At 67.8% G+C, this 24,305-nt stretch carries 20 protein-coding genes; 8 read left to right on the top strand and 12 right to left on the bottom strand.

Features of this window, described 5'->3' with window-relative positions; genetic code table 11:
• Positions 1-23: 23 nt before the first annotated feature.
• The 8 genes from OERS_RS09220 to dnaA form a co-directional block, all read right to left on the bottom strand.
• Positions 24-1,064: a DUF3566 domain-containing protein gene (locus OERS_RS09220; RefSeq protein ID WP_248948480.1), complete on the bottom strand. Its 1,041-nt coding sequence runs from the start codon at positions 1,062-1,064 to the stop codon at positions 24-26.
• Positions 1,061-3,745 (bottom strand): DNA gyrase subunit A, encoded by a 2,685-nt coding sequence (gene gyrA / locus OERS_RS09215; protein WP_083201340.1) that lies wholly within the window; start codon positions 3,743-3,745, stop codon positions 1,061-1,063. The genes OERS_RS09220 and gyrA overlap by 4 nt, the downstream gene beginning before the upstream one ends.
• 196 nt (positions 3,746-3,941) lie before the next feature.
• Positions 3,942-5,981 carry a DNA topoisomerase (ATP-hydrolyzing) subunit B gene (gene gyrB / locus OERS_RS09210; RefSeq protein WP_225220065.1) on the bottom strand — a complete coding sequence of 680 codons (2,040 nt, stop codon included), beginning with the start codon at positions 5,979-5,981 and terminating at the stop codon, positions 3,942-3,944.
• 345 nt (positions 5,982-6,326) lie between these two features.
• Positions 6,327-6,920: a DUF721 domain-containing protein gene (locus tag OERS_RS09205; protein WP_235534155.1), complete on the bottom strand. Its 594-nt coding sequence runs from the start codon at positions 6,918-6,920 to the stop codon at positions 6,327-6,329.
• On the bottom strand, positions 6,913-8,127 hold the full coding sequence (gene recF / locus OERS_RS09200) for a DNA replication/repair protein RecF (protein WP_068625541.1): 1,215 nt from the start codon (positions 8,125-8,127) through the stop codon (positions 6,913-6,915). The genes OERS_RS09205 and recF overlap by 8 nt, the downstream gene beginning before the upstream one ends.
• Positions 8,128-8,306: 179 nt before the next feature.
• Positions 8,307-9,209 (bottom strand): phosphogluconate dehydrogenase (NAD(+)-dependent, decarboxylating), encoded by a 903-nt coding sequence (gene gnd / locus OERS_RS09195; protein WP_068625540.1) that lies wholly within the window; start codon positions 9,207-9,209, stop codon positions 8,307-8,309.
• Between the two features lie 49 nt (positions 9,210-9,258).
• The gene (dnaN, locus tag OERS_RS09190; protein WP_056648090.1) at positions 9,259-10,389 is read right to left on the bottom strand and encodes a DNA polymerase III subunit beta; all 1,131 of its coding nucleotides are present in this window, start codon (positions 10,387-10,389) and stop codon (positions 9,259-9,261) included.
• Between the two features lie 1,356 nt (positions 10,390-11,745).
• Positions 11,746-13,170 (bottom strand): chromosomal replication initiator protein DnaA, encoded by a 1,425-nt coding sequence (gene dnaA / locus OERS_RS09185; protein ID WP_056761796.1) that lies wholly within the window; start codon positions 13,168-13,170, stop codon positions 11,746-11,748.
• 490 nt (positions 13,171-13,660) lie between these two features.
• Here dnaA and rpmH point away from each other — a divergent pair, with 490 nt between their 5' ends.
• From rpmH to OERS_RS09155, 8 genes are all read left to right on the top strand, one after another.
• Positions 13,661-13,798, top strand: coding sequence for a 50S ribosomal protein L34 (rpmH, locus tag OERS_RS20670; RefSeq protein WP_010849920.1), 138 nt, complete (start codon positions 13,661-13,663; stop codon positions 13,796-13,798).
• Positions 13,799-13,804: 6 nt separating this feature from the next.
• The gene (rnpA, locus tag OERS_RS20665; RefSeq protein ID WP_082608662.1) at positions 13,805-14,170 is read left to right on the top strand and encodes a ribonuclease P protein component; all 366 of its coding nucleotides are present in this window, start codon (positions 13,805-13,807) and stop codon (positions 14,168-14,170) included.
• Positions 14,167-14,484 (top strand): membrane protein insertion efficiency factor YidD, encoded by a 318-nt coding sequence (yidD, locus tag OERS_RS09180; RefSeq protein WP_082618210.1) that lies wholly within the window; start codon positions 14,167-14,169, stop codon positions 14,482-14,484. Before rnpA ends, yidD begins: the two co-directional genes overlap by 4 nt.
• A gap of 58 nt (positions 14,485-14,542) precedes the next feature.
• On the top strand, positions 14,543-15,607 hold the full coding sequence (gene yidC, locus OERS_RS09175) for a membrane protein insertase YidC (RefSeq protein WP_068625539.1): 1,065 nt from the start codon (positions 14,543-14,545) through the stop codon (positions 15,605-15,607).
• A gap of 70 nt (positions 15,608-15,677) precedes the next feature.
• Positions 15,678-16,199 carry a Jag family protein gene (locus tag OERS_RS09170; protein WP_068625538.1) on the top strand — a complete coding sequence of 174 codons (522 nt, stop codon included), beginning with the start codon at positions 15,678-15,680 and terminating at the stop codon, positions 16,197-16,199.
• 600 nt (positions 16,200-16,799) lie between these two features.
• Positions 16,800-17,474, top strand: coding sequence for a 16S rRNA (guanine(527)-N(7))-methyltransferase RsmG (gene rsmG, locus OERS_RS09165; RefSeq protein WP_082849117.1), 675 nt, complete (start codon positions 16,800-16,802; stop codon positions 17,472-17,474).
• Positions 17,475-17,803: 329 nt separating this feature from the next.
• A complete protein-coding gene (locus tag OERS_RS09160; protein WP_068625552.1) occupies positions 17,804-18,841 on the top strand; it encodes a ParA family protein in 1,038 nt (345 codons plus the stop codon).
• The gene (locus OERS_RS09155) at positions 18,838-20,061 is read left to right on the top strand and encodes a ParB/RepB/Spo0J family partition protein (protein WP_068625537.1); all 1,224 of its coding nucleotides are present in this window, start codon (positions 18,838-18,840) and stop codon (positions 20,059-20,061) included. The genes OERS_RS09160 and OERS_RS09155 overlap by 4 nt, the downstream gene beginning before the upstream one ends.
• Before the next feature lie 101 nt (positions 20,062-20,162).
• On the opposite strand, the gene OERS_RS09150 is transcribed toward OERS_RS09155, so the two are convergent.
• The 4 genes from OERS_RS09150 to trxB all read right to left on the bottom strand — a co-directional run bounded on the left by OERS_RS09150 (position 20,163) and on the right by trxB (position 24,218).
• Positions 20,163-21,113 carry a D-alanine--D-alanine ligase family protein gene (locus OERS_RS09150; protein WP_068625551.1) on the bottom strand — a complete coding sequence of 317 codons (951 nt, stop codon included), beginning with the start codon at positions 21,111-21,113 and terminating at the stop codon, positions 20,163-20,165.
• Positions 21,114-21,265: 152 nt separating this feature from the next.
• Positions 21,266-22,597 (bottom strand): aminotransferase-like domain-containing protein, encoded by a 1,332-nt coding sequence (locus tag OERS_RS09145; protein ID WP_068625536.1) that lies wholly within the window; start codon positions 22,595-22,597, stop codon positions 21,266-21,268.
• 251 nt (positions 22,598-22,848) lie between these two features.
• Positions 22,849-23,175 carry a thioredoxin gene (trxA, locus tag OERS_RS09140; RefSeq protein ID WP_068625535.1) on the bottom strand — a complete coding sequence of 109 codons (327 nt, stop codon included), beginning with the start codon at positions 23,173-23,175 and terminating at the stop codon, positions 22,849-22,851.
• Positions 23,172-24,218: a thioredoxin-disulfide reductase gene (trxB, locus tag OERS_RS09135; protein WP_068625534.1), complete on the bottom strand. Its 1,047-nt coding sequence runs from the start codon at positions 24,216-24,218 to the stop codon at positions 23,172-23,174. The genes trxA and trxB overlap by 4 nt, the downstream gene beginning before the upstream one ends.
• Between the last annotated feature and the right edge of the window lie 87 nt (positions 24,219-24,305).

The raw sequence follows: 24,305 nt of genomic DNA, 5'->3' as shown, positions 1-24,305 counted from the left end.
CCCCGGTCGGGGGACGTTTTGCCCTAGTCGTCCGTCATCGTGAGGTGGATTCCGCCCACCATCGCGGCAACCAGGTTGTAGATGAACGCCATGATCGTGGACAGCGCTGTGATGAGCACCATATTCACGATCGCGATCAGGGTGGAGAGTGCGACGACCCGGTTGAACTCCACGAACTGGAGCACGTCGACGGGGCTCTCCTTGCCGACGATGCTCTCCACCAGGGAGTTCACCTCGGTGAAGACGCCCATGCCGTCCAGCACGGTCCAGAAGACCGCGGTCGCGACGACCGTCATGATCCCGATGGCCACGGCCAGCAGGAACGACAGCTTCATGACCGACCACGGGTCGACCCGCGACACCGTCAGGCGGACCCTGCGGGGACCGTCGGACGCCGGCCGTGAGGCGGGCTTCGCGTCCGTCGAGGGCGCCGCAGCGGCGGTGGCCGCCGCGGGCGCAGCCGTGGCCGGAGGGGCCGCCGCAGGAGTGGTCCCCGTCACCGGGCGGGCAGTCCCGCTGAAGCCGGCGGCCGTGTAGTGCATCGCCGGGACCTCCTGCGTACCGCCAGGAGCGGTGGTGCTCGTCGAGCTCTTCGTCACGCGCGGCACCGTTCGGTCGTCGATCTCGGTCGTGGACTGTGCGACGGGCGTGGCCGGCGCAGCCGCTGCGGGCGCCGGCCTCGCCGCGGGCTCGGCGGGCGCCGGGCTGGTGGCCGCCGTCCTGGCAGTCGCCGGAGGAGGGTCGGACAGCTTCTTCGCGGCTGCCTTGGCCGTGGCCATGGCGGCCGCGGCGGCCTTGAGCGCTCCGGAGCGCGCCGTGCCACCGCTCGAGGCGGGAGGCGGCGGGACGGGGGCATCGCTCCCGCCCGCCGGACCGCTCGTCGCGGGAGGCGGCGGTACCGGGGCGTTGGCCCCGGTCGGCGCACCGCTGGTCGTCCCGCCCCCTGCGGGCCGTGCCGTGCCGTTGGTCGCCGCAGGGCGGCTCGCGGTACCCGTCACGTCGTCAGGACGCGGCGGCACCACCTTGGGCACGATCGTCGGCGGGGACTTCTTCTCGCTGCTCATCTACCATCCTCGGTGGCTCCGGGGGCCGCTTCCGACGAAGCCTCCTGCCCGGTGGTGCTGGCGGGAGAGGCGACGTCAGGCTGCCCCTGCTCGGATGCTTCCTCGTCCACGGTATCCCGATCCTCCCCCAGTCGACGTTCGACATTACGGGCAACGGCGATGATCTTGTCGTTCTTGTCCGGCTTGGCGAAGATCACGCCCTGCGACGTACGACCCGTCGGCTTGACCTCGTCGACGGACGACCTGACGATCTTCCCCCGTTCCATGATGACGAGCACCTCGTCGTCGGCGTCGACCACGAGCGCACCGACCAGGTCCCCGTTGCGCTCGGGCAGGTTGGCCACCTTGATGCCGAACCCGTTGCGGCCCTGGACGCGGTAGTTGTCCTCCGTGAGCTGGGTCCGCTTGGCGATACCGCCCTCGGTGACCGTGAACAGGAACGCGTCGTCCCGGACCACGTCCATGGCCAGGAGATCGTCCTCCTCACGGAACTTCATGCCCGTCACGCCCGAGGTGGACCGGCCGAGCGGACGCATGGCGTCGTCGTCGGCCGTGAAGCGGATCGACTGCCCCTTGCGCGAGACCAGGATCAGGTCGTCCGTCGCGTCGACCAGCCGGGCCGAGACCAGCTCGTCGGTGTTGCCGTCCTGGTCCTCGCGCAGGTTGATCGCGATGAGACCGCCCGAGCGCGGCGAGTTGTACTCCGAGAGGCGCGTCTTCTTGACCAGACCGCGACGGGTCGCGAGCACCAGGTACTCCGCGGCGTCGTAGTCGCGCAGGTCGAGGACCTGGGCGATCTTCTCTCCGGGCTGGAACGCCAGGAGGTTCGCGACGTGCTGGCCCTTGGCGTCGCGCCCGCCCTCGGGAAGCTCGTACGCCTTGGCCCGGTACACCCGACCGAGGTTCGTGAAGAACAGGAGCCAGTGGTGCGTCGTCGTGACGAAGAAGTGGTCGACGATGTCGTCCTCGCGCAGCTGCGCGCCGCGCACGCCCTTGCCACCGCGCTTCTGCTGACGGTAGTTGTCGCTGCGCGTCCGCTTGGCGTAGCCACCACGCGTGATCGTGACGACGACCTCCTCCTCGGCGATGAGGTCCTCGATCGACACCTCTCCGTCGTAGGGCAGGATCGTCGTGCGACGCTCGTCGCCGTACCGGGCCACGATCTCCTCGAGCTCGTCACCCACGATCTGACGCTGGCGCTCGGGACGGGCCAGGATGTCGTTGAGGTCCTTGATCGCGGCCTCGAGCTCGGCGTACTCGTCGATGAGCTTCTGACGCTCCATGGCCGCGAGGGCACGCAGCTGGAGGGTCAGGATGGCACGGGCCTGGATCTCGTCGACCTCGAGCAGCGCCATGAGGCCCTCTCGGGCGTCCTCGACCGTCGCCGAACCACGGATGAGCGCGATGACCGCGTCGAGCGCGTCGAGCGCCTTGAGGTAGCCGCGCACGATGTGTGCCCGCTCCTCCTTGGCGCGCAGGTCGAACCGGGCGCGGCGCATGACGACGTCCATCTGGTGCGTCGTCCAGTGCCGGACGAACGCGTCGATGCTCAGCGTGCGCGGCACTCCGTCGACCAGCGCGAGCATGTTCGCGCCGAAGTTCTCCTGGAGCGACGTGTGCTTGTACAGGTTGTTCAGGACGACCTTCGCGACCGCGTCGCGCTTGAGCACGATCACGAGGCGCTGCCCCGTACGACCGGACGTCTCGTCGCGGATGTCCGCGATGCCCTGGACCTTGCCGTCCTTGACCAGGTCCGCGATGCGGAGCGCCAGGTTGTCGGGGTTGACCTGGTAGGGGAGCTCGGTGATGACGAGGCAGATCCGGTTCTGGATCTCCTCGACGTTGACGACCGCGCGCATCGTGATCGAGCCACGACCCGTGCGGTACGCCTCCTCGATGCCCTTGTGGCCGAGGATCGTCGCACCGGTCGGGAAGTCCGGGCCCTTGATCTTGGTCAGCAGCACCTCGAGGAGCTCCTCCTTGGAGGCCTCCGGGTGCTCGAGGTGCCACTTCACGCCGTCCGCGACCTCACGGAGGTTGTGCGGGGGGATGTTCGTGGCCATGCCGACCGCGATGCCGGCCGAGCCGTTGACCAGCAGGTTCGGGAACCGCGAGGGCAGGACGACGGGCTCCTGGGTACGGCCGTCGTAGTTGTCCTGGAAGTCGACCGTCTCCTTGTCGATGTCCCGGACCATCTCCGTGGCCAGCGGTGCCATGCGGCACTCGGTGTATCGGGGGGCCGCCGCCGGGTCGTTGCCGGGGGACCCGAAGTTCCCCTGGCCCGCAGCGAGCGGGTAGCGCAGCGACCAGTCCTGGACCAGGCGGACCAGGGCGTCGTAGATCGACGTGTCACCGTGCGGGTGGAACTTTCCCATGACGTCACCGACGACACGGCTGCACTTCGAGAACGCGCGGTCGGGGCGGTAGCCGCCGTCGTGCATCGCGTACAGCACGCGACGGTGGACGGGCTTGAGGCCGTCCCGCACGTCGGGGAGCGCTCGACCGACGATGACGCTCATGGCGTAGTCGAGGTACGAGCGCTGCATCTCGAGCTGCAGGTCCACCTGTGCGATCCGGCCGTGCTGCACCGCGACCGCGCCGTCGGCCCCCAGCGTCGCCTCGGTCCCGTCCCCGGGAAGGGTCCCCTGGTTCTCGTCCTGCTCGGGAGTCTCGTCCGTCACCGTCGTCTACCTCGTCCTGTCGTGGTCCTGCTGTGTGGTGAAGCTGTCGTCGCGGCTCGGAGGAAGCACGCCCGGTCGACCGTGAAGGTCTCCTGGTGGGCCGTCCGCCGTGTCGTCGCGCGGTAGGTCGTGGTCGGCGCGCGGACGGCCGGGTCTTCCACCCGGCCGTCCTTCGCCACCGACCACGTCCTACCCGCTAGATGTCCAGGAACCTCACGTCCTTGGCGTTGCGCTGGATGAAGTTCCGGCGCGACTCGACGTCCTCGCCCATGAGGATCGAGAAGATCTCGTCCGCGGCGGCCGCGTCGTCGAGCGTGACCTGGTTGAGCGTGCGGTGCTCGGGGTCCATGGTCGTGTCCCACAGCTCCGAGTAGTCCATCTCGCCGAGACCCTTGTAGCGCTGGATCCCGTTCTCCTTGGGGATGCGCTTGCCCGCGGCCTGACCCGCGAGCAGGAACGCGTCGCGCTCCCGGTCGGAGTAGACGTAGTCGTGCGGCGCGTTGGACCACTTGAGGCGGTAGAGCGGCGGCTGCGCGAGGTACACGTGGCCGTGCTCGATCAGCGGGCGCATGTACCGGAAGAGCAGCGTCAGCAGCAGCGTGCAGATGTGCTGGCCGTCGACGTCGGCGTCCGCCATGAGGACGATCTTGTGGTACCTCAGCTTGGCGATGTCGAAGTCCTCGCCGATGCCCGTGCCGAACGCCGTGATGAGCGCCTGGACCTCGTTGTTGCCCAGCGCACGGTCGAGGCGTGCGCGCTCGACGTTGAGGATCTTGCCTCGCAGCGGGAGGATCGCCTGGTTGTGCGGGTTGCGTCCACGGACGGCCGAGCCGCCTGCCGAGTCACCCTCGACGATGAAGACCTCGCACTCCTCGGGCCGGTTGGACTGGCAGTCCTTGAGCTTGCCCGGCATGCCGCCGGACTCGAGGAGCCCCTTGCGTCGCGTCGCCTCGCGCGCCTTGCGGGCGGCGAGCCGCGCCTGCGAGGCCTGGATGGCCTTGCGGATGATGTCGCGCGCCTCGGTCGGGTGCGAGTCGAACCAGTCCGTGAGCTGCGAGCGGACGACGCGCTGCACGAACGACTTGGCCTCGGTGTTGCCGAGCTTGGTCTTCGTCTGGCCCTCGAACTGGGGTTCGCCGAGCTTGATCGACAGGACGGCCGTGAGGCCCTCGCGGATGTCGTCGCCCGTGAGGTTGTCGTCCTTCTCCTTGATGATGGCCTTGGCCCGCGCGTACTCGTTGACGAGCGAGGTCATGGCCGCACGGAAGCCCTCCTCGTGCGTGCCGCCCTCGGTCGTCGAGATCGTGTTGGCGAACGTGTGCACGGACTCGGAGTAGGCGCTGGTCCACTGGAGCGCGATCTCGACCGAGATGCGCCGCTCCTTGTCCTCGGACTCGAAGTCGATGATCTCGTCGTGGATCAGCTCGACCTTCTTGGCCGCGTTGAGGTGCTTGACGTAGTCCACCAGCCCCTCGTCGTACTTGTACGACACCACGCGGGGCTTGAACTCGTCCTCCCCCTCGGGGGCCGCGACGAGGTCCTCGGCGGGGTCCGAGACCTGGCCCGTGACCTCGTCGTCGGTGTCCAGGAACTGACGGCGCTCGTCCGTGAGCGTGATGCGCAGCCCCTTGTTGAGGAACGCGTACTGCTGGAAGCGCGAGCGGAGAGTCTCGAAGTCGAACTCGGTCGTCTCGAAGATCTCCGGGTCCGGCCAGAACGTCTGCGTCGTGCCGGTCTCCGTGGTGGCCTCGCCCTCGACGAGGGGCCCGTCGGTCTTGCCGCCGTCCTTGAAGTTCTGGCTCCAGACGTGGCCGTCACGCTTGATCACCGTCTGGACCTTGCGCGACAACGCGTTGACGACCGAGATGCCCACGCCGTGCAGTCCACCGGAGACCGCGTAGCCGCCCCCGCCGAACTTCCCGCCGGCGTGCAGGATCGTCATGACGACCTCGACCGTGGGCTTGCCCTCGGTCGGGTGGATGGCGACGGGGATACCGCGGCCGTTGTCGGTGACGCGTACACCTCCGTCGGCCAGAAGTGTCACGTCGATCGTGTCGGCGTAGCCCGCGAGGGCTTCGTCCACAGAGTTGTCCACAACCTCGTACACCAGGTGGTGGAGCCCTCGCTCACCGGTCGAGCCGATGTACATACCGGGTCGCTTGCGGACGGCCTCGAGCCCTTCGAGGACGGTGATGTTGCTCGCGTCGTACGTGCCGCCCGAAGGGTCCTGGTCCAGGCCGGGACCTCCACCGCTCTCCGGGGGCAGGCTCGAAGGGACGTTGTCTGTGTGCTCTGCCACGGGCGGAAGCGCTCCTCGTCATCTTGCACGCGACAGGTTCACCCGCTGGGGAGGATCGCTGCACGGCTCATCGGTTCCGGCTCGCGCGCGTGCCAGTCGGCGCGCGCGGAGTGACCCGGAATGACCTCACCATTCTACCTGGGAGGCAGCCAAAACAGCGGATTATGAGCCCTTCGGAGCGAGTTCTCCACAAGGTTCTCCACAGGTCGGTGGATCTGTTCGCCGACAGCCTTGCCCGCGCACGGCGCGCGACCGTCATATCGTGACGAATCGCCCTCGCGATCAGCCGTAGGTGTCGCGCGGGCCACGGCCACGGACGGTCTTGGGACCGCGCCGGAAGCTGGGCCCCGCCGGCCCCAGGACGGTCACGGTCTCGACCACTCCCTCACCGACCTCCTGCGCCAGCCGCTCGAGCAGACGGGGGGTCAGCAGCTTGACCTGGGTCGCCCATGCGGTCGAGTCCGCGCGGACCACGAGGACCTTGTCCTCGAAGGTCTCGGGCACGCAGTGGTCGGCCACCTGGTCGCCGACCACCTCGCGCCAGCGCCCGATCACCCCGCCGACCGACACGTCCTGCACCCACCCCCGCTCGTGGAGCAGCCGCTGGACGACCGCACCGAACGTCTGGGGGTCGCGCCCACCGGGTCGGGCCCCCGACGACGGGGGAGGGTCGGCCAGGATCCGCCGGGAGGGCTGCCCGGGACGGATGCCCTTGGCCCGGGCAGCGGCCCGGGCCCGGTTGAGCGCCTCGCGCGCTACCTGGGCCGGAGGGGTCAGGTCGACGACCTCGCCCACGGGCAGGCCTGCGGGACGTGCGGGCTCGTCGTCCTCGTGGCCGGCGGCGTCCTCGTCCGGGTCCTGGCCCCGGTCACGCACGACGGGTCACCTGCCCGTCGAGGACGTCGAGCCGCAGCCCCTGGAGCTGGGCCGGGACGTCGTCGGGCACCGCAGCCGTGATGATGACCTGGTTGGCCCCGGCGACCAGGTCCGCGAGCCGGTCGCGGCGGCGCACGTCGAGCTCGGCGAACACGTCGTCGAGCAGCAGGACGGGCTCGCCGTCGGGCCCCCAGTCCGGCGACCACAGGAGCGAGCCCGACGCCTGGGGCGCCCCGTCCGTGAGCAGCCGGTACGAGGCGAGGCGCAGGGCGAGCGCGAACGACCACGACTCGCCGTGGCTCGCGTACCCCTTGGCCGGCAGGCCGCCGAGCGTCAGGACCAGGTCGTCGCGGTGCGGCCCGACGAGGCACACCCCGCGGTCGATCTCCTTGCTGCGCAAGGAGGTCATGGCGGTCAGGAGCTGGGCCTCGAGCTCGGCGACGCTCAGGGCCTGCCCTTCCTGCCCGACGACGTCGCTCGCCTCCTCGAGCGCGGCCGCGAGAGAGGAGCGGTACGCGACGTGCGCCTCTCCTTGACCGGAGCTCACCTGCTCGTAGGCTGCCGCCACGTACGGCTGCAGCGCCTCGACGAGCTGGAGGCGCAAGGCGATGATCTCTGCACCGGTCGCCGCGAGCTTGGCGTCCCAGACGTCGAGCGTGCGCAGGTCCGGCGACTGCGACCGCGAGGCACGCATGGCACCCCCTGCCGACTTGAGGAGCGCGCTGCGCTGCCGCAGGACTCGGTCGTAGTCGCTCAGGACGCCCGCGAACCGTGGGACCAGGAGCACCGCGAGCTGGTCGAGGAACTTGCGTCGACCGTCCGGGTCGCCCTTGACGAGGGCCAGGTCCTCGGGGGCGAACAGCACCGTGCGAGCGATGCCGAGCACGTCCCGGGGCCGGCTCGCCGGTGCTCGGTTGATCCTCGCCCGGTTCGCCTTGCCCGGGGTGATCTCGATCTCGACCGTGCTCGCCCGGTCCCCGCGGACGATCCTCGTACGGATCACGGCCCGCGACGCGCCGGCACGGACCAGGGCCGCGTCCGACGGGACGCGGTGGCTGCCGAGCGTCGCGACGTATCCGATCGCCTCGACGAGGTTCGTCTTTCCCTGGCCGTTGGGCCCGACGAAGGCGTTCACGCCGGGCTCGAGCTCGACGTCGACGGAGGTGTACGAACGGAAGTCCGCGAGGGAGAGGTGGGAGATGTACATCTGGTCCTACGGCTTGCGGTCGACGAGGTCGACGAGGTCGACGAGGCGATCTTCGTCCACAGGGCAGGGAGCGGCTGTGGACACGACGGTCAGGAAGGTGCTCCCACCAGTGTGACGCCTCGACCAGAGGTTGTGCGCGCGAGGTGCGAGGCAGCGTCGGGCAGGAGAGACCGGACCCGTCAGGAGGCCGGGCCCGCGGGCTTGACCGCGTGCCCGCCGAACTGCTGGCGCAGCGCCGCGACCGCCTTCATCGCGGGCGACGCGCCCTGCCGCGACGCGAAGCGCGCGAAGAGCGCTGCCGAGATGACCGGCAGCGGAACCGCGCTGTCGATCGCCTCGTCCACGGTCCAGCGGCCCTCGCCCGAGTCCTCGACCCAGTCGCTGATCGCGCCCAGCTCGGGGTCCTCCTCGAGCGCCTTGACCAGGAGGTCGAGCAGCCAGGACCTGACGACCGTGCCGCGCGTCCAGGCCTTGAGGGTGCCCGGGACGTCCGTCACGATGTCCTTGGCCTCGAGGAGCTCGTAGCCCTCGGCGTAGGCCTGCATGAGTCCGTACTCGATGCCGTTGTGGACCATCTTGGCGTAGTGCCCCGCGCCGACGGCCCCGGCATGGACGAACCCCTCGTCGCGCGGCCCGTCCGGGCGCAGCGCGTCGAAGACCGGCATCACGTCCTCGACGAGAACGGCGTCGCCGCCCACCATGAGCCCGTACCCGTTCTCGAGGCCCCAGACACCGCCCGAGACGCCGACGTCCAGGTAGCCGATGCCACGGGGCGCGAGCTGTGCGGCGTGCTCGGCGTCGTCCGAGAAGTGGGAGTTCCCGCCCTCGACGACCACGTCGCCGCTCGTCAGCAGCTCGCCCAGCTCGGTGACCACCCCGCGGGTGATGGGCCCCGAGGGAACCATGACCCACACGACCCGCTGCCCGGCCGGAAGTGCCTCGACCAGCTCTGCCAGCGTCGCGACGTCCGAGACGTCCGGGTTGCGGTCGAAGCCCGTGACCTCGATGCCGCCGGCACGCAGGCGCGAACGCATGTTCGCGCCCATCTTGCCGAGTCCGACCAGACCGATGTGCGTGACCATCGCGTGCCTCCGTGCCGTTGAGCTCGTGTACTGCGCGGGCCGGCCCCTGCTAGCTCGCGAAGCGGATGGGGACCAGCAGGTAGCGGTAGTGCGAGGAGTCCTCGCCGTCCAGCGACTCCTGACCGGTGAACTCCACCGGCTTGTTCGGGTGCGTGAAGCTGAGGCGGACGAAGTCCGTCCCCAGGGCCCCGAGCCCGTCCAGCAGGAACTGCGGGTTGAACGCGACCGAGATCTCCTCGCCCACGAGCACCGCCTCCAGGGCCTCGGACGCCTGCGCGTCGTCCCCCTGGCCGGCGTCCAGGACGACCTGGCCGTCCGTGAAGGACAGCCGGATCGGCGTGTTGCGCTCGGCCACGAGGGACACGCGCTTGGCCGCGTCGATCAGCGGAGCGGTCGCCATGACCGCGTGGATCGGTGTCTCGTCGGGGAACAGGCGACGGACCGCGGGGTAGTCGCCGTCCACGAGCTGGGAGGTCGTGTGGCGACCGCCGGCCTCGAAGCCGATGAGGTCGACGCCCGTACCGGCCGTGAGACCCACGTTGACCAGGCCCGAGCTCCCGAGCGACTTGGCGACGTCGTTGAGCGTGCGGGCACGGACCAGCGCGACGGCGCTGAAGTCGGGGGTGCCGGGGGTCCACGTGAGCTCACGCAGCGCGAGGCGGTAGCGGTCGGTCGCGAGCAGCGTGATGCGCTCGCCCTCGATCTCCATGCGCACGCCCGTCAGGAGCGGGAGCGTGTCGTCACGGCTCGCGGCGACCGTCACCTGGGCGACGGCGTGCGTCAGCTCGTCGCCCGACACGGTGCCCGAGAGCTCCGGCATCGCGGGCAGGGCCGGGTAGTCCTCGACGGGCATGGTGAGGAGCGTGAAGCGGCTCGCTCCACAGGTCACGATGACCTTGTTGCCCTCGACCGCGAAGTCGACGGGCTTGGCGGGCAGGGCTCGGGAGATCTCCGCCAGGAGTCGGCCGGAGACCAGGACCGTGCCCGGCTCGGTGACCTCCGCGGGGATCTCCGAACGTGCGGAGACCTCGTAGTCGAAGCTCGACAGACCGATCGTCCCGACGGCGTCGGCCTCGATGCGCACGCCCGCGAGGACGGGAGCAGGAGGTCGGGTCGGCAACGTACGGGCCGTCCACGTCACAGCGTCGGCCAGGACATCACGCTCAACCCGGAACTTCATCCCACACCCTCTCGTCCATGGATCGATCTTCACATGTCAGGCACTCCACCGCGCGGTGCACAGGTCCGGAGAGTGTCTGTGCAGAACTCTGCACGCACGTCACGGCGCTCTGCCGGCCTCCTCGTCGTCGGGGAGGACGAGACCTCGCTCGGGTCGTGCCCGCATGAACCCTACGCGAGTCTGCGCCGGGTGCGGTACCTCTGGCACGCTCGTGAGCGAGCGATCTCGAGCGCTTGTGCAGTGCGCGCTTCTCGGCTTCTCTGTGACGGCGGTCACACGTGCGAGATGGGGCAGCGTTGAGCTCTCGGGACCAGATGAAGGCGTGTGGATTTTTCCTGGTTAGAGATCATTCGTCGTAGTCATCGGTGCTGTGCAAAGTGTGGAAAAGCGGTCTCTTCCCAGGTCAAGTGCCCTTTTTCCATGTGGATGAACCGGGGACGGGCCTGTGGGTAAATCGGAGGCACTGTTGACGACCAGTTGTCCACAGCTCGCCGTCCACCGGTGAGGTCTCCTCTGTCCACACGATGTGCCCCTTCGTCCACAGTTATCCACAGGCACGTGCACAAGCTTGTGAGTTGAGGGCGCGGCAGGACGAGCCGTACACAGGACAGAGTGGCTTGTACACAGGGGATTGGGGACGCAGTGGTCCACTTCTGGGGACAGGGATGAGTCGCTGGTGGACATACCCCCAGCCCCTGTGGACAACTCTGGGGATGGCGGCCCCCTCCGTGCGGCTTGTACACAAGAGCTCGCGGGCAGTGTGCGTCGGTCGAGGCCGTCGGGGACGGAGACAGCGGTCGTGGTGAGTGCCCGCGCGTCCCTGCGCACATGGAAGGCGGGTCGTCGCCGAGGACCGACCAAGAAACCTCATAAGCCGCATAACGGGCGAACAGTTGCTCGATGCGACGGAGCGCCGGTAGCGGCGGCCGGGCGCGTCGACCGGGAGTCGAGGGTCCGTGCGCCGCATCGCGAGTGCTTGTCGTGGTCGACCTCCGTCGTGCCGGGGGTGCGGTGATCTGCCGGACCTTGCTGGTCGCCGAGAGGTGCCAACTGACGGGCGCGGGGCGCGGGGCGGCGGGCATCGGGAGGACGCTCGATGGTGATCGGTCGTGATCGAGGGCCTCCGCCGTCGGGCTCGGCACGCCGTTGACGGATGGTGACGGGTGCTAAAGGCCTGCGCTCCAGTTACCTGTGGACTGTGAGCGGGCAGGTGCGCTCCGGCCCGTGGCAGGGGTCGCGCTGCGCCGGCAGGGGTACCGAGAGTGCGTTGCCGCGTGATCGGGGACCACGCCCTCCCCTGCCTGCCGACTGAGGGCGGTGGACGGTGTCGTCCGTCGGTGTTGTCGTCTGGCGGCGTCAGCCTCGGTGCTGCTGCTTGATCCTGCTCGTCAGCTCGGTCACCTGGTTGTACGTCGACCGGCGCTCGGCCATCTGCTCGGTGATCTTCCGGTTCGCGTGCATGACCGTGGTGTGGTCGCGGCCGCCGAACTGCTGGCCGATCTTCGGGAGCGACAGGTCGGTGAGCTCACGGCACAGGTACATGGCGATCTGACGAGCCGTGACGAGGACCCTGGAGCGTGAGCTTCCGCAGAGGTCCTCGATCGTCAGGCCGAAGTACGCAGCGGTCTGCGCGATCACGCTTGCCGGGGTGATCTCGGACGCGTCGTCGTCGGTGATGAGGTCCTTGAGGACGATCTCGGCGAGGGCGAGGTCCACCTGCTGGCGGTTGAGGTTCGCGAAGGCCGTCACACGGATGAGTGCCCCCTCGAGCTCACGGATGTTCGTGGAGATCTTGGAACCGATGTAGGACAGGACGTCGGCCGGCGCCGCGAGCCGCTCGCTCGCAGCCTTCTTGCGCAGGATGGCGATGCGGGTCTCGAGGTCCGGGGGCTGGACGTCCGTGATGAGGCCCCACTCGAACCTGCTGCGCAGACGGTCCTCGAAGCCGTTGAGCTGCTTGGGTGGGAGGTCCGAGGTGATGACGAGCTGCTTGTTGGCGTTGTGCAGCGCGTTGAAGGTGTGGAAGAACTCCTCCATCGTCTGTTCCTTGCCCTGCAGGAACTGGATGTCGTCGATCAGGAGCACGTCGACGTCGCGGTAGCGCCGCTGGAACGTCCCGGCCTTGCCCTCGCTGATCGAGTTGATGAAGTCGTTGGTGAACTCCTCGGAGTTCACGTAGCGCACGCGGACGTTTGGGTACAGGTTGTGCGCGTAGTGGCCGATCGCGTGCAGGAGGTGCGTCTTGCCGAGGCCGGACTGCCCGTAGATGAAGAGGGGGTTGTAGGCCTTGGCGGGTGCCTCGGCGACCGCGACCGCGGCAGCGTGCGCGAACCTGTTCGAGGAGCCGATGACGAACGTCTCGAAGATGTACTTCGGGTTCAGCCTGGTCGGCTCGGCGGGAGGACGCTGCGGGGAGGGAGCGGGCAGGGGGCGCTCGTGCTCGACCTCGGTGCGCAGAGGCATCGGTTCGGGCGAGCTCGCCGTGAGCGCGGCGGGGGACGGCGGCTCGGAGCTGAGCTCAGGATCGACCGTGATGCCGAACCGGACGTCACGCCCGAGGGCGCCGGACATCGCAGAGACGAGCTCGTCGCGCACGCGCGTCTCGAGGTAGGTGCGGGTCTGCTCGTGAGGGACGGCGATGAAGACGGTGTCGTCGAGGATCGCCAGAGGCTTCGCGAGCTTGATGAAAGCGATCTGCCGCGGCGTCATGTCGGGGCTGGCCTCGAGGACGGCAATCGTCTGTGCCCAGACATCAGTGATGTTCTCGTCAGGGTGGGGCACCAGGTGATTCCTTCGTCGTCGGGTGGAGCATGAGGAGCAGGACCGCTCTGGAGTGTGCCACGCAGACCGGTTATCCACATAGTTTTCCACAACCTGTGGGCTGCTAGCAGAGCGCTCTTCCGGTGTCGGTGGGGTGCTGACGACGTGCGACCAGCGAATCGTCCGAACCTGCGTCGCGCCGGGCGGCGGTCGGAACGGTGCGCGCTGGAGGAACCGCAGTCGCGCAGCCAGCCTAGACGTATCGGCTACCGCACGACATATCATGACAGGCTCGACGCGTTCCAGCCCGGGTTTGACCCGAGGGGGTCCCGCGGCGTAACGTCATACAGCCGTTCCAGGTACTTTCGCGCGCCCTCACGGGGGCGAATCCACGGACACATCGTGGCGGGTACACGGACGGCTGGGATGCAGAACTGCATCTCTTCCAGCTGTAGCACTGCATCGTCGAGGACATAGACGGTGTACCTCCCCGACGTTCTTGGAGTACCTCGTGAGCAAGCGGACTTTCCAGCCGAACAACCGGCGCCGTGCGAAGACCCACGGTTTCCGGCTGCGTATGCGCACCCGCGCCGGCCGCGCCATCCTGGCTGCCCGTCGTCGCAAGGGCCGCGCCGAGCTCTCTGCCTGACAGCAGGTGCTGCCCGCGGCGCACCGCATGCGCCGTTCCGTAGATTTTGAACGGGCGGTGCGCAGCGGCGTGCGCGCGGGACGATCGACCGTGGTGGTTCATCTCACCCAGGATTCTGGGGGAGACGGGCCACCACAGGTCGGTTTTGTCGTATCCAAGGCTGTGGGCAACGCCGTGCACCGGAACAAGGTGAAGCGGCGTCTGCGCGCCGCCTCGCAGTCGTACCTGGATGCGCTCCCGCCGCAGACCCGCGTGGTGGTCCGAGCTCTTCCCGCATCGGCGTCCAGCGACTTCGCTCAGCTCGATCAGGACCTTGCGTCCTGTCTCAAGCGTGCAGTGACCCGGTGGGGCCAACGGACGGCGGACGCATGAGTGCGGCAGTCCCTGTGGAACCACCGGGTGTCAGCACCTCTGGGTGGGCGTCGCGGTCGTGGCGCTTCGTCCGCAGGATTCCCCTGCTCGTGCTCGTCGGCCTGATCCGGGGATATCAGAGCGTCATCTCCCCGATGACTGGCCCGACCTGCAAGTACTACCCCTCGTGCTCGCAGTACGCGCTCGTCGCGATACGACGGCACGGTGTGCTGCGAGGCGTACGGCTCGCCGTCTGGCGGCTGCTGAGGTGCAACCCCTGGAGCAAGGGGGGCGTCGACGACGTCCCCGAGGCGCTGAGGAAGCACTCGCACTAGTCCTCCCGCCGGCGACGTCGGCGGGACCCAGTTTGTTGAAGGTTAGGGAGTAGTACGGATGGACTTCTTCAAGTTCCTCGAGCCGATCGAATGGGTCGTCGCGTGGATCATGTACCTGTGCCACCAGGGGCTCGTGTTCCTGGGCATGGGCGACGGACCCGGTCTCGGTTGGGTGTTCTCGATCGTCGGGCTCGTGATCATCATCCGTATCCTCCTGATCCCGCTCTTCTTCAAGCAGATCAAGGCCTCCCGCGGCATGCAGATGCTGCAGCCGGAGATGCAGGCGATCCAGAAGAAGTACAAGGGCAAGTCGGACCCGGCGTCCCGTGAGGCCATGAGCCGCGAGACCATGGAGCTCTACAAGAAGCACGGGACCAACCCGTTCGCCTCGTGCCTGCCGATCCTTCTGCAGTCGCCCATCTTCTTCGCGCTGTTCCGTGTGCTCAACGGCCTGGTGCCGATCTCGACAGGCGATGCGGACCCGATCGGACCGATCAACGCAGCGGTCGCCAAGGACATCGAGAGCTCTTCGCTCTTCGGAGCCCACCTTTCTGACGTCTTCCTCAAGACGGATGACCTCCAGGCGAAGATCGTCATCGGTGCGCTCATCGTCGCGATGTGCGCCACCACCTTCTTCACGCAGCGTCAGCTGACCATGAAGAACATGCCGAAGTCGGCACTCGAGGGCCCCATGGCCTCGACCCAGAAGATGATGCTCTACGTCTTCCCGTTCATCTTCGCCGTCTCCGGCGTGAACTTCCCCGTCGGTGTCCTGGTCTACTGGACGACGACGAACCTCTGGTCCATGGGGCAGCAGTTCTACACGATCAAGCGCATGCCGGCACCGGGGTCGGAGGCCGAGCGGCTGATGCTCGAACGCAAGAAGCGCAAGGCTGCGGCCAAGGGGATCGTCGAGGAGGCCGCTCCGGTCATCGAGCAGCCGCGAGGGCAGCGTCAGCAGCCCAAGCGCAAGGACCGTCAGAAGCCTGGCACGCCTCGCGTCATCACCGGAACCACGGCTCCGTCCGACAAGGTCGAGGATGCACCTGTCGACGACGAGACCGGCGGCACGGCACAGGGAACCGGTAAGGGTTCTCCGTCCCCGAAGAAGCCGAAGAAGTAGCCCCAGTCCTGTTCCGAGAGCACCGAGGATCCTTGCGACCCGGGGTTCTCCTGACCCCCAAGGAGTCAGCATGTCGTCTACTGACGCACCCGCTGCCGAAGACCAAGCCCCCGACGAGATGACGCGCCTCGAAGAAGAGGGCGAGGTCGCGGCAGACTACCTCGAGGAGTTCCTCGATATCGCGGACCTCGACGGCGACATCGACATCGACATCGATCACGGTCGTGCGGCCCTCGAGATCGTGGCCGACGACGCGGCGTCCCTCCGTCACCTGGTGGGCAAGGAGGGGGAGGTGTTGGACGCGCTGCAGGAACTCACCCGTCTCGCCGTCCAGGCCCGGACGGGGGAGCGGAGTCGACTCATGCTCGACATCGCAGGCTTCCGGGCTCAGCGCAAGATCGAGCTCACGGAACTGGCCACCGTGGCGATCGCCAAGGTGCGAGAGTCGGGCGAGGAGCTATCGATGGAGCCGCTCAACGCGTTCGAGCGCAAGGTCGTCCACGATGTCGTGGCAGCCGCCGGCCTCACGAGCGACTCTCGGGGTACCGACCCGGAACGCTATGTCGTGATTCGCCCCGCCGAAGCGTCCTGATCCGCTCGGTCGTTCAAGGCCGCTGAGCCGCCCGATGTTTCACGTGAAACATCGGGCGGCTCTGTTGTGTCCGCAGAGCTAGCGGACGTGGGCTGAACGAGAAGTAGATCGACGGGCGTCTGACATGCTGCCCTGAACTGCTGGTTCCGTCACGCGCGGGGGAGCGATCCGCGAGGTATCGGTGAACGCCACCCATGGACCGCAATCGGCCTGCTCGCTGCCATGGTGCAGCAAGGGCTGGCTACGACCGACGAGCTCTTGGAACATCTTGATCGGGTGGGCGCAGCTTTCGGAGCGCCCGCCGCTCCACGTCACGGATGCGGGCCGAACCTTCTGCGCAGCGCCTCGCATGACAGCGGGGACCTGCAGGACGCGGAGGGGCGGCCAGGACCTGGAGCCCGAACCGAGGAAGTCGAGAAGGCTGGGTCACGCGATCGGCCCATGGAAGTCGATGGTGCGATCCGAGCTTTCCCGTGGATCGCGCGTACGGACAGCCGAACGTTCGGACCGGTCCGGGCCGGGACGTGACACCATGGACCCTGGTTGTCCGGCACTACGTGGATCTCGCCGCACAGGTGATCTGCACCGAAAGAGGAGTACATGACGAACGAGATGAGCGACGGCATCCCGAGCGACGTTTCACGCGAAGCGCTCGCGGATTCGCCCGAAGTCCAGGAGTACTTCGGAGACTCTTTCTCTCTCGTTTCGCGGTTTGCAGAGATGCTGCACGACCAGGGAGAGTTGCGTGGCTTGATCGGTCCGCGTGAGGTCTCTCGCATCTGGGAGCGCCACATCCTGAACTCCGCTGCGGTGGTGCAGTACCTCCCGACCGGTGGAACGATTGCAGACATCGGATCCGGAGCAGGGCTTCCAGGCATCGTCATTGCGGCGATGCTCCCGGAAGCGCAGGTCCTGCTGATCGAGCCCATGGAGCGTCGTTGCACCTGGTTGAACGAGGTGGTGGACGAGCTCGAGCTCACCAACGTGGAGGTCAAGCGAGGCCGGGCCGAGGAGTACCACGGTGCCTTCCAGTGTGAGGCGGTCACTTCTCGTGCCGTGGCTGCGCTCGAGAAGCTCGCCAGGATGTCACTGCCGCTCGTGGAGCGCGGGGGAGAGATGGTGGTCCTCAAGGGCAAGAACGTCCAGCAGGAGATCGAGCCGGCACGTAAGGTGCTGCGGAAGTACAAGACCGAGGAGCCTCAGATCCTGGAGGCCCTCAGCGTCGAGGGCGTCGAACCGACGACGGTGCTTCGGGTACGCCGCACTCCTGCCTGAGTCGTGAGCCTAGGGACAGCCGTGGAGAACGGTCTGACGACGGATCCGTGAGGTAGCGTCGAGAACACGGGACTCGCGGGCATGAGGCGGCAGAGATGCAGCCCCGATTGTCTTGTCCGCCGAGTTTCGGGGCGACACGCGCTCAAGACCTCGGTCAATGCCGGGTCTTGAGCGCATGCTGTGAGGTGGGTCAATTGAGGGAGATGGGCGTGACTGAGAGTTCCGACCGGTACCAGAGCATGCCGTTCGATCATCGAGAAGCGGTGCCGTTCGCGGCGGTTTCACGTGAAACATCGTCGACTGACTCCGGGAACCAGGGCACAGCGGCGATGGCCAGCGAAGACGATCGCCGAGCTGCCCTCATGGCCAGCCTGCCCGAGATGGACGACGACACGCCTCTCGCGGCCCAGCTCACCATCGATGCGCGGCGTCGCATCGATCTCCACGGACGACAGTTCCCCCGTCCAGCGACGACCCGCATCATCACGATCGCCAACCAGAAGGGTGGCGTCGGGAAGACGACGACGACAGTCAACCTCGCCGCTGGTCTTGCCCAGGCTGGGTTGAATGTCCTTGTCATCGACAATGACCCGCAAGGCAATGCGTCGACGGCACTCGGTGTCGAACACCGCGCCGGGACACCCTCTGTCTACGAGGTTCTGGTCGACGGTGCCCCGCTTGCTTCTGCGGTCCAGCAGTGCCCCGACATCCCGAGCCTCTGGTGTGTCCCTGCGACCATCGACCTGTCGGGTGCTGAGATCGAGCTCGTCTCCTTGGTTTCACGTGAAACACGGCTGCGTCGTGCGGTGGATGTCTACCTGGAGGAACGCGTCGCGCAAGGGCTTGAGCGCATCGACTACGTCTTGGTCGATTGCCCTCCCAGCCTCGGCCTGCTGACTGTCAATGCCTTCGTGGTCGGCCGGGAGGTACTCATTCCGATCCAGTGCGAGTACTACGCCCTTGAAGGCTTGAGCCAGCTCCTCAAGACGATCGAGCTCATCAAGGCGCACCTGAATCCCCAGCTGCACGTCTCGAGCATTCTCTTGACCATGTATGACGGCCGCACCAACCTCGCCCAGCAGGTCGCATCCGAGGTGCGCGAGCACTTCCCCGAGCAGACCCTCAGGACGACTGTTCCCCGCTCAGTACGCATCTCCGAAGCGCCGAGCCACGGGCAGACTGTCATCACGTACGACCCAAGCTCCACTGGTGCGCTCGCCTACCTCGAAGCCGCTCGGGAGGTTGCTGATCGTGGACGTCCCATACCCGTTCAACCCGTTGACGGAGCATCTCGCGACGTCTCCCGGCAGAACTACCTCGCCGAACGATGGGCAGTGCTGCCTAGCTACCAGGAGGATGCACGATGAGTGAGAAGCGCCGTGGGCTTGGGCGTGGTCTTGGGGCCCTGATTCCGACGAGCCCAGAGCGTGAACGCCCCGTGGACGTGTTCTTCCCGTCGGCGCCACAGGCTGCAGCGCCGGTCGAACAGAACACCAACCCGGAGGGCGGGGGAGTGGGGTCGTCGAGCCTGGGTGGCTCGACCGTCCTGACGATCGAGCGTGAGAGCTCCGACTCACCGGCTGGTCTGATTGGTCTGGACGATCCGACCACTGACCTTGCCTCGACATCTCGACCGTTGATCCCCACCGAACCTTCGACTGCGGCGGAAGGTGCACACGCCGGCGTTGTTTCACGTGAAACATCCGCGACGTCCGAGAGGACGCACACCGCAACACCTGCGGACGACGGCCTGGTCCCTGTCCCTGGCGCGACATTCGCCGAGCTCCCCGTAGGTCTGATCCGTGCGAACTCTCGCCAGCCACGCACTGTGTTCGACGAGGGCGAGCTGGACGAGCTGGTCGGGTCGATCAAGGAGATCGGTGTTCTCCAGCCCATCGTCGTACGACGCGACCCGGAGAACGAGGGCTCATACGAACTCATCATGGGGGAGCGGCGCTGGCGTGCGACGCAGGCCGCAGGACTGGACGTCATCCCGGCGATCATTCGTGAGACGGAGGACGCGGATCTTCTGCGGGACGCACTGCTGGAGAACCTCCATCGCAGCGCGCTCAATCCTCTCGAAGAGGCTGCCGCCTACCGTCAGCTGCTCGACGACTTCGGGTGCACGCACGAAGAGCTCGGCACCCGGATCTCTCGCAGTCGGTCGCAGATCTCGAACATGCTGCGCCTGCTGCGCCTGCCGCCACTCGTACAGCGCCGGGTGGCAGCGGGAGTGCTCTCAGCCGGACATGCTCGTGCTCTGCTGGGTCTGACTGACGGCGCTGAGATCGAACGCCTCGCTCAGAGGATCGTGTCGGAAGGACTGTCGGTCAGAGCGACTGAGGAGATCGTCGCTCTTGGTGGCCTCGACGCGAAGAAGCCCGTGGAACGCGCACCGCGACCAGGGCAGCGCATCGCAGCGATCGACGACCTCGCGGTCCGGCTCTCTGACCGGTTCGAGACACGGGTCAAGGTGGACCTCGGCAAGAACAAGGGCCGTCTGACGGTGGAGTTCGCGTCGGTCGAGGATCTCAACAGGATCCTCGACCTCATGGCCCCGGAGGACCCAGGTCTGCTGCGTCAGTAGGTCCAGCCGCCAACATGGTCGCTGCCCGATGTTTCACGTGAAACACGAAGCCCCGGTGAACTGACGTTCACCGGGGCTTCGTGCGGTCTGGAGGATGTTTGTCAGATCGCCGTGACTCGTGCCCCGACGCTCTGTGCGACGATCTGCCGATAGAGGCCGCCAAGGTCGAGCCCCGCAGCGTGGGCAGCCTGCGGGAAGAGCGAGGTCTCGGTCATACCCGGGGCGACGTTGACCTCAAGGAAGTGGGGCACGCCGTCGGGGTCGACGATCAGGTCCGACCGTGAGAGTCCGCGGAGCCCCAGAGCGACATGAGCGTCGACGGCCACTTGGGCCACGCGGGCGGCCACTGGTGCGGAGAGACGGGCGGGCGTGAAGTAGTTGGTTCGCCCAGGGTTGTATCGGGCGTCGTAGTCGTACGGGCCGTCGGTGACGATCTCGACAGCGGGAAGGGCATGCGGGCCATCGGGGCCGTCCACCACGCTGACGGCTACCTCGACACCCTGGACCGCCTTCTCGATGAGTGCGAGCTCGCCATAGGAGAAGCAGTCGACCATGGCTCGCGGAAGATCCTCAGCACGCGACACGAGGGTGACGCCCAGGGCTGAGCCCCCTTGGTTCGGCTTGACCACGAGCGGCAGTCCCAGCCTGCTGACGACCGCGTCGAGGACGGGCTGAGCGCCGAGCTCTCGGAAGAGGCTCTGGGGGAGGGTCACGTAGTCGGGAGTGTCGATCCCCGCTCCCAGCACGACGTTCTTGGCGATCGCCTTGTTCCACGCCGCACGAGAGGCCCTGGGGCCGGTGCCGACGTAGTCCAGTCCTAGGAGCTCGAGCACATCGCGGACGGACCCGTCCTCGCCGCTCGCACCGTGCAGGAGCGGCCACACGACCTCAGGCCGGTCGGCAGCCAACGCCGAGAGCAGCGATGCATCGACGTCGAGCACGGTCACGTCCATCCCTGCTCCACGCAGGGACTCCGCGACGCGTCGACCCGACCGGAGCGACACGTCGCGCTCGTGCGAGAGCCCTCCGGCGAGGATGACGACGCGCTTCATCTCGGGACGGGATGAGGTGCCAGAGCTCCCCGTCGTCGAGGCGGCGTCGGGCTCGACGACGTCCTCCGCAAGAATGGCATTCTCCGCAGCAGTACCCACGGTCTTGGTCCTCTCGACGTTCTGCAAGGTGCTCTCGTGCGCGGGGGTGGTGCTCACGCGAGGTTGGGGCCAGGGTTCTCGACGTCGGTCAGGTCCGAGTCCGGAGCGCCTGACGTTCCGAAGATCTCGACGAGGTCCCTCTCTGCGGACACGACGCCGGCAAACCGGCGGACGCCCTCGCGGATGCGCTCCGGCGTCGGGAAGCAGTAGGAGAGCCGCACGTGGTCCGCGCCGGAGCCGTCTGCGTAGAACGCCGTCCCGGGGACGTAGGCGACCCGGGCCGTGACCGCTCGCGGCAGCATCGAACGGGCATCGAGCCCGTCGGGAAGCTTGACCCAGGTGTAGAAGCCTCCGTCGGGAACGGTCCATGTCGCCGACGGCAGGTGCTCGGAGAGGGCGCCGATCATGGCGTCGCGACGCTCGCGGTAGAGCTCGCGGAACTGCTTGATCTGTCCCTGCCAGTCACAGGTCTCGAGGTACGTCGCGATCGCGAGCTGCGAGGCGTTCGAGGGGCAGAGGATGGCCGACTCGCTCGCCAGGACCAGCTTCTCGCGGACTGCGTGCGGGGCCACGACCCAGCCGACCCGGTAGCCCGGCGCGAAGGTCTTGGAGAACGACCCGAGGTAGAGCACGCCCTCGTCGTCGAGCGACCGCAGCGCCGGCAGGGGATCGCCGTCGAAGCCCAGCAGCCCGTACGGGTTGTCCTCGATCACGAGGACGCCGAATCGCTGCGCGATCTCGAGGATGCGGGGACGGCGCTCGAGCGACATGGTGACGCCGGCCGGGTTGTGGAAGTTGGGGACCGTGTAGAGCAGCTTGACGCGGCGCCCATCGGCGGCGAGGCGGGTCAAGGTCTCCTCGAGCGCCTCGGGGATCAGCCCGTGCTCGTCCAGAGGGACGTGGACGATGTCCGCCTGGTAGGACCGGAAGACGCCGAGCGCGCCGACATAGCTGGGGGCCTCGGCCACGACGACGTCGCCCGGGTCGATGAAGATGCGCGTCACCAGGTCGAGAGCCTGCTGTGAACCCGTGGTCACCACGACGTCGTCGGGGTGGCAGTCGATGCCCTCGAGCCGGACGATGTCGATGATGCGCTCACGGAGCTCCTCGGCACCCTGACCCGAGCCGTACTGGAGCGCGGTGGTGCCGCGCGTCGCGACGAGCCGCTGCATGGCGTCGGCGATGGTGTCGAGGGGGAGGCCTTCGAGGTAGGGCATCCCACCGGCGAGCGAGACGACCTCGGGGCGATTCGCGACCGCGAACAGGGCGCGAATCTCCGACGCTCGCATGCCGTGGGCTCGCTCGGCGTAGGCGCCGAACCACGGGTCGAGGCGGGTGCCCCCGGAGGGAGCGGGCTGAGCGGGGTGCGTCGGTGTCGTGCTCACGATCCCCAGTCTCGCACGACGAATCGGGGGGAACCGTGAAGGGGTCGCTCTCCGGACGTCGTCAAGGGTCCTGTCGTGCCCCGGCGTCGGCCTGGCCCGGTGCGGTAGGCGACCGCACCACGCGGGTCCAGGGCGATCGATGAGAGGGAGCATCGACGTCGAGGGAGCAGCCGGACGACGAAGGGGTGGCCGGTCGCGAGGACCAGCCACCCCTTCGAGGTGAGCTCCGCGCAGGCGCGGAGCACGTCACGTCAGGAGAGCAGCGCGTCGATCTCCTCGACGAGGATGCGCTTGGGGCGCCCCCCGACGATCGACTTCACGAGCTCGCCGCCCGAGTAGAAGTTGAGCGTCGGGATCGAGACCACGCCGTACGCGGCCGTGATCGCGGGGTTCTCGTCCGAGTCGAGCTTGGCGATCTTGACCTTGCCTGCGTACTCGCCTGCGAGCTCCTCGAGGATCGGGGCGATCTGCAGGCAGGGACCGCACCAGGTCGCCCAGAAGTCCACGATGACGGGAACGTCCGACTCGAGGACCTCGGCCTTGAACGTGTCGTCGGTGACCTTGACCGTGTTGCTCATCGGATCTCCTCCAGCGCCTGCGGCAGCTCGTCGGGGTTGGGGACGTCGGGGGTGCCCGCGATCTCGGGGAGGCCGGCGGCGTCCTCGAAGGCGTCGGCGAGCTCGGTGAGGTAGCGCTGGGCGTCGAGTGCCGCGGAGCAGCCGGAGCCGGCCGCGGTGATGGCCTGGCGGTACGTGTGGTCGACGGCGTCGCCGCACGCGAACACGCCCTCGATATTGGTCAGGGTCGTGCGCCCCTGGACCTGGATGTAGCCCTCGTCGTCCAGGTCGATCTGGTCCTTGACGAGCTCGGTGCGCGGGTCGTGCCCGATCGCGACGAACAGACCGGTCGCGTCGAGCGAGCGCTCCTGGCCGGTGACCGTGTCGCGCAGCGTCAGGGACTCGACCTTGTTCTCGCCGTGGATGGCGACGATCTCGCTGTTCCAGGCGAACTCGATCTTGGGATCGGCCTTGGCGCGGTCGGCCATGATCTTGGACGCACGGAGCTCGTCGCGCCGGTGCACCATGGTGACCTTGGACGCGAAGCGCGTCAGGAACGTCGCTTCCTCGACCGCGGAGTCTCCGCCACCGACGACCACGATGTGCTGGTCGCGGAAGAAGAACCCGTCGCACGTCGCGCACCAGGACACGCCACGGCCGGACAGCCGCTTCTCGTCGTCCAGGCCCAGCTCACGGTACGCAGAGCCCGTCGCGAGGATCACGGCGCGAGCGGTGTAGGTCTCGCCGTTGCCCGTGACCACGGTCTTGACCGGGCCCTCGAGCCGCAGCTCGATCGCGTCGTCCCACTCGACCTGCGCGCCGAACTTCTCGGCCTGCTTCTGCAGGTTCTCCATGAGCTCAGGACCCATGATCCCGTCGGGGAACCCGGGGAAGTTCTCGACCTCGGTCGTGTTCATCAGGGCGCCACCGGCCGTGATGGAACCGGCCAGGACCAGGGGTTCGAGGCCCGCGCGCGCGGCGTACACGGCGGCCGTGTACCCGGCGGGGCCCGAACCCACGATGATGACGTTCCGCGGCGCGGTCGTGGGGCTGTTCTCCGTCACGTGTACTCCTCAGTGGTGGGTGGTGCACCGGGTCCAACGCCAAGGGGCGTCCTTCTGTTCCGAGGGCACCGGTGTCGGTGGTCTGCT

It is taken from the genome of Oerskovia enterophila, from assembly GCF_001692445.1.
Classification (GTDB): domain Bacteria; phylum Actinomycetota; class Actinomycetes; order Actinomycetales; family Cellulomonadaceae; genus Oerskovia; species Oerskovia enterophila.
This window is presented reverse-complemented; position numbering and strand designations above follow the sequence as displayed.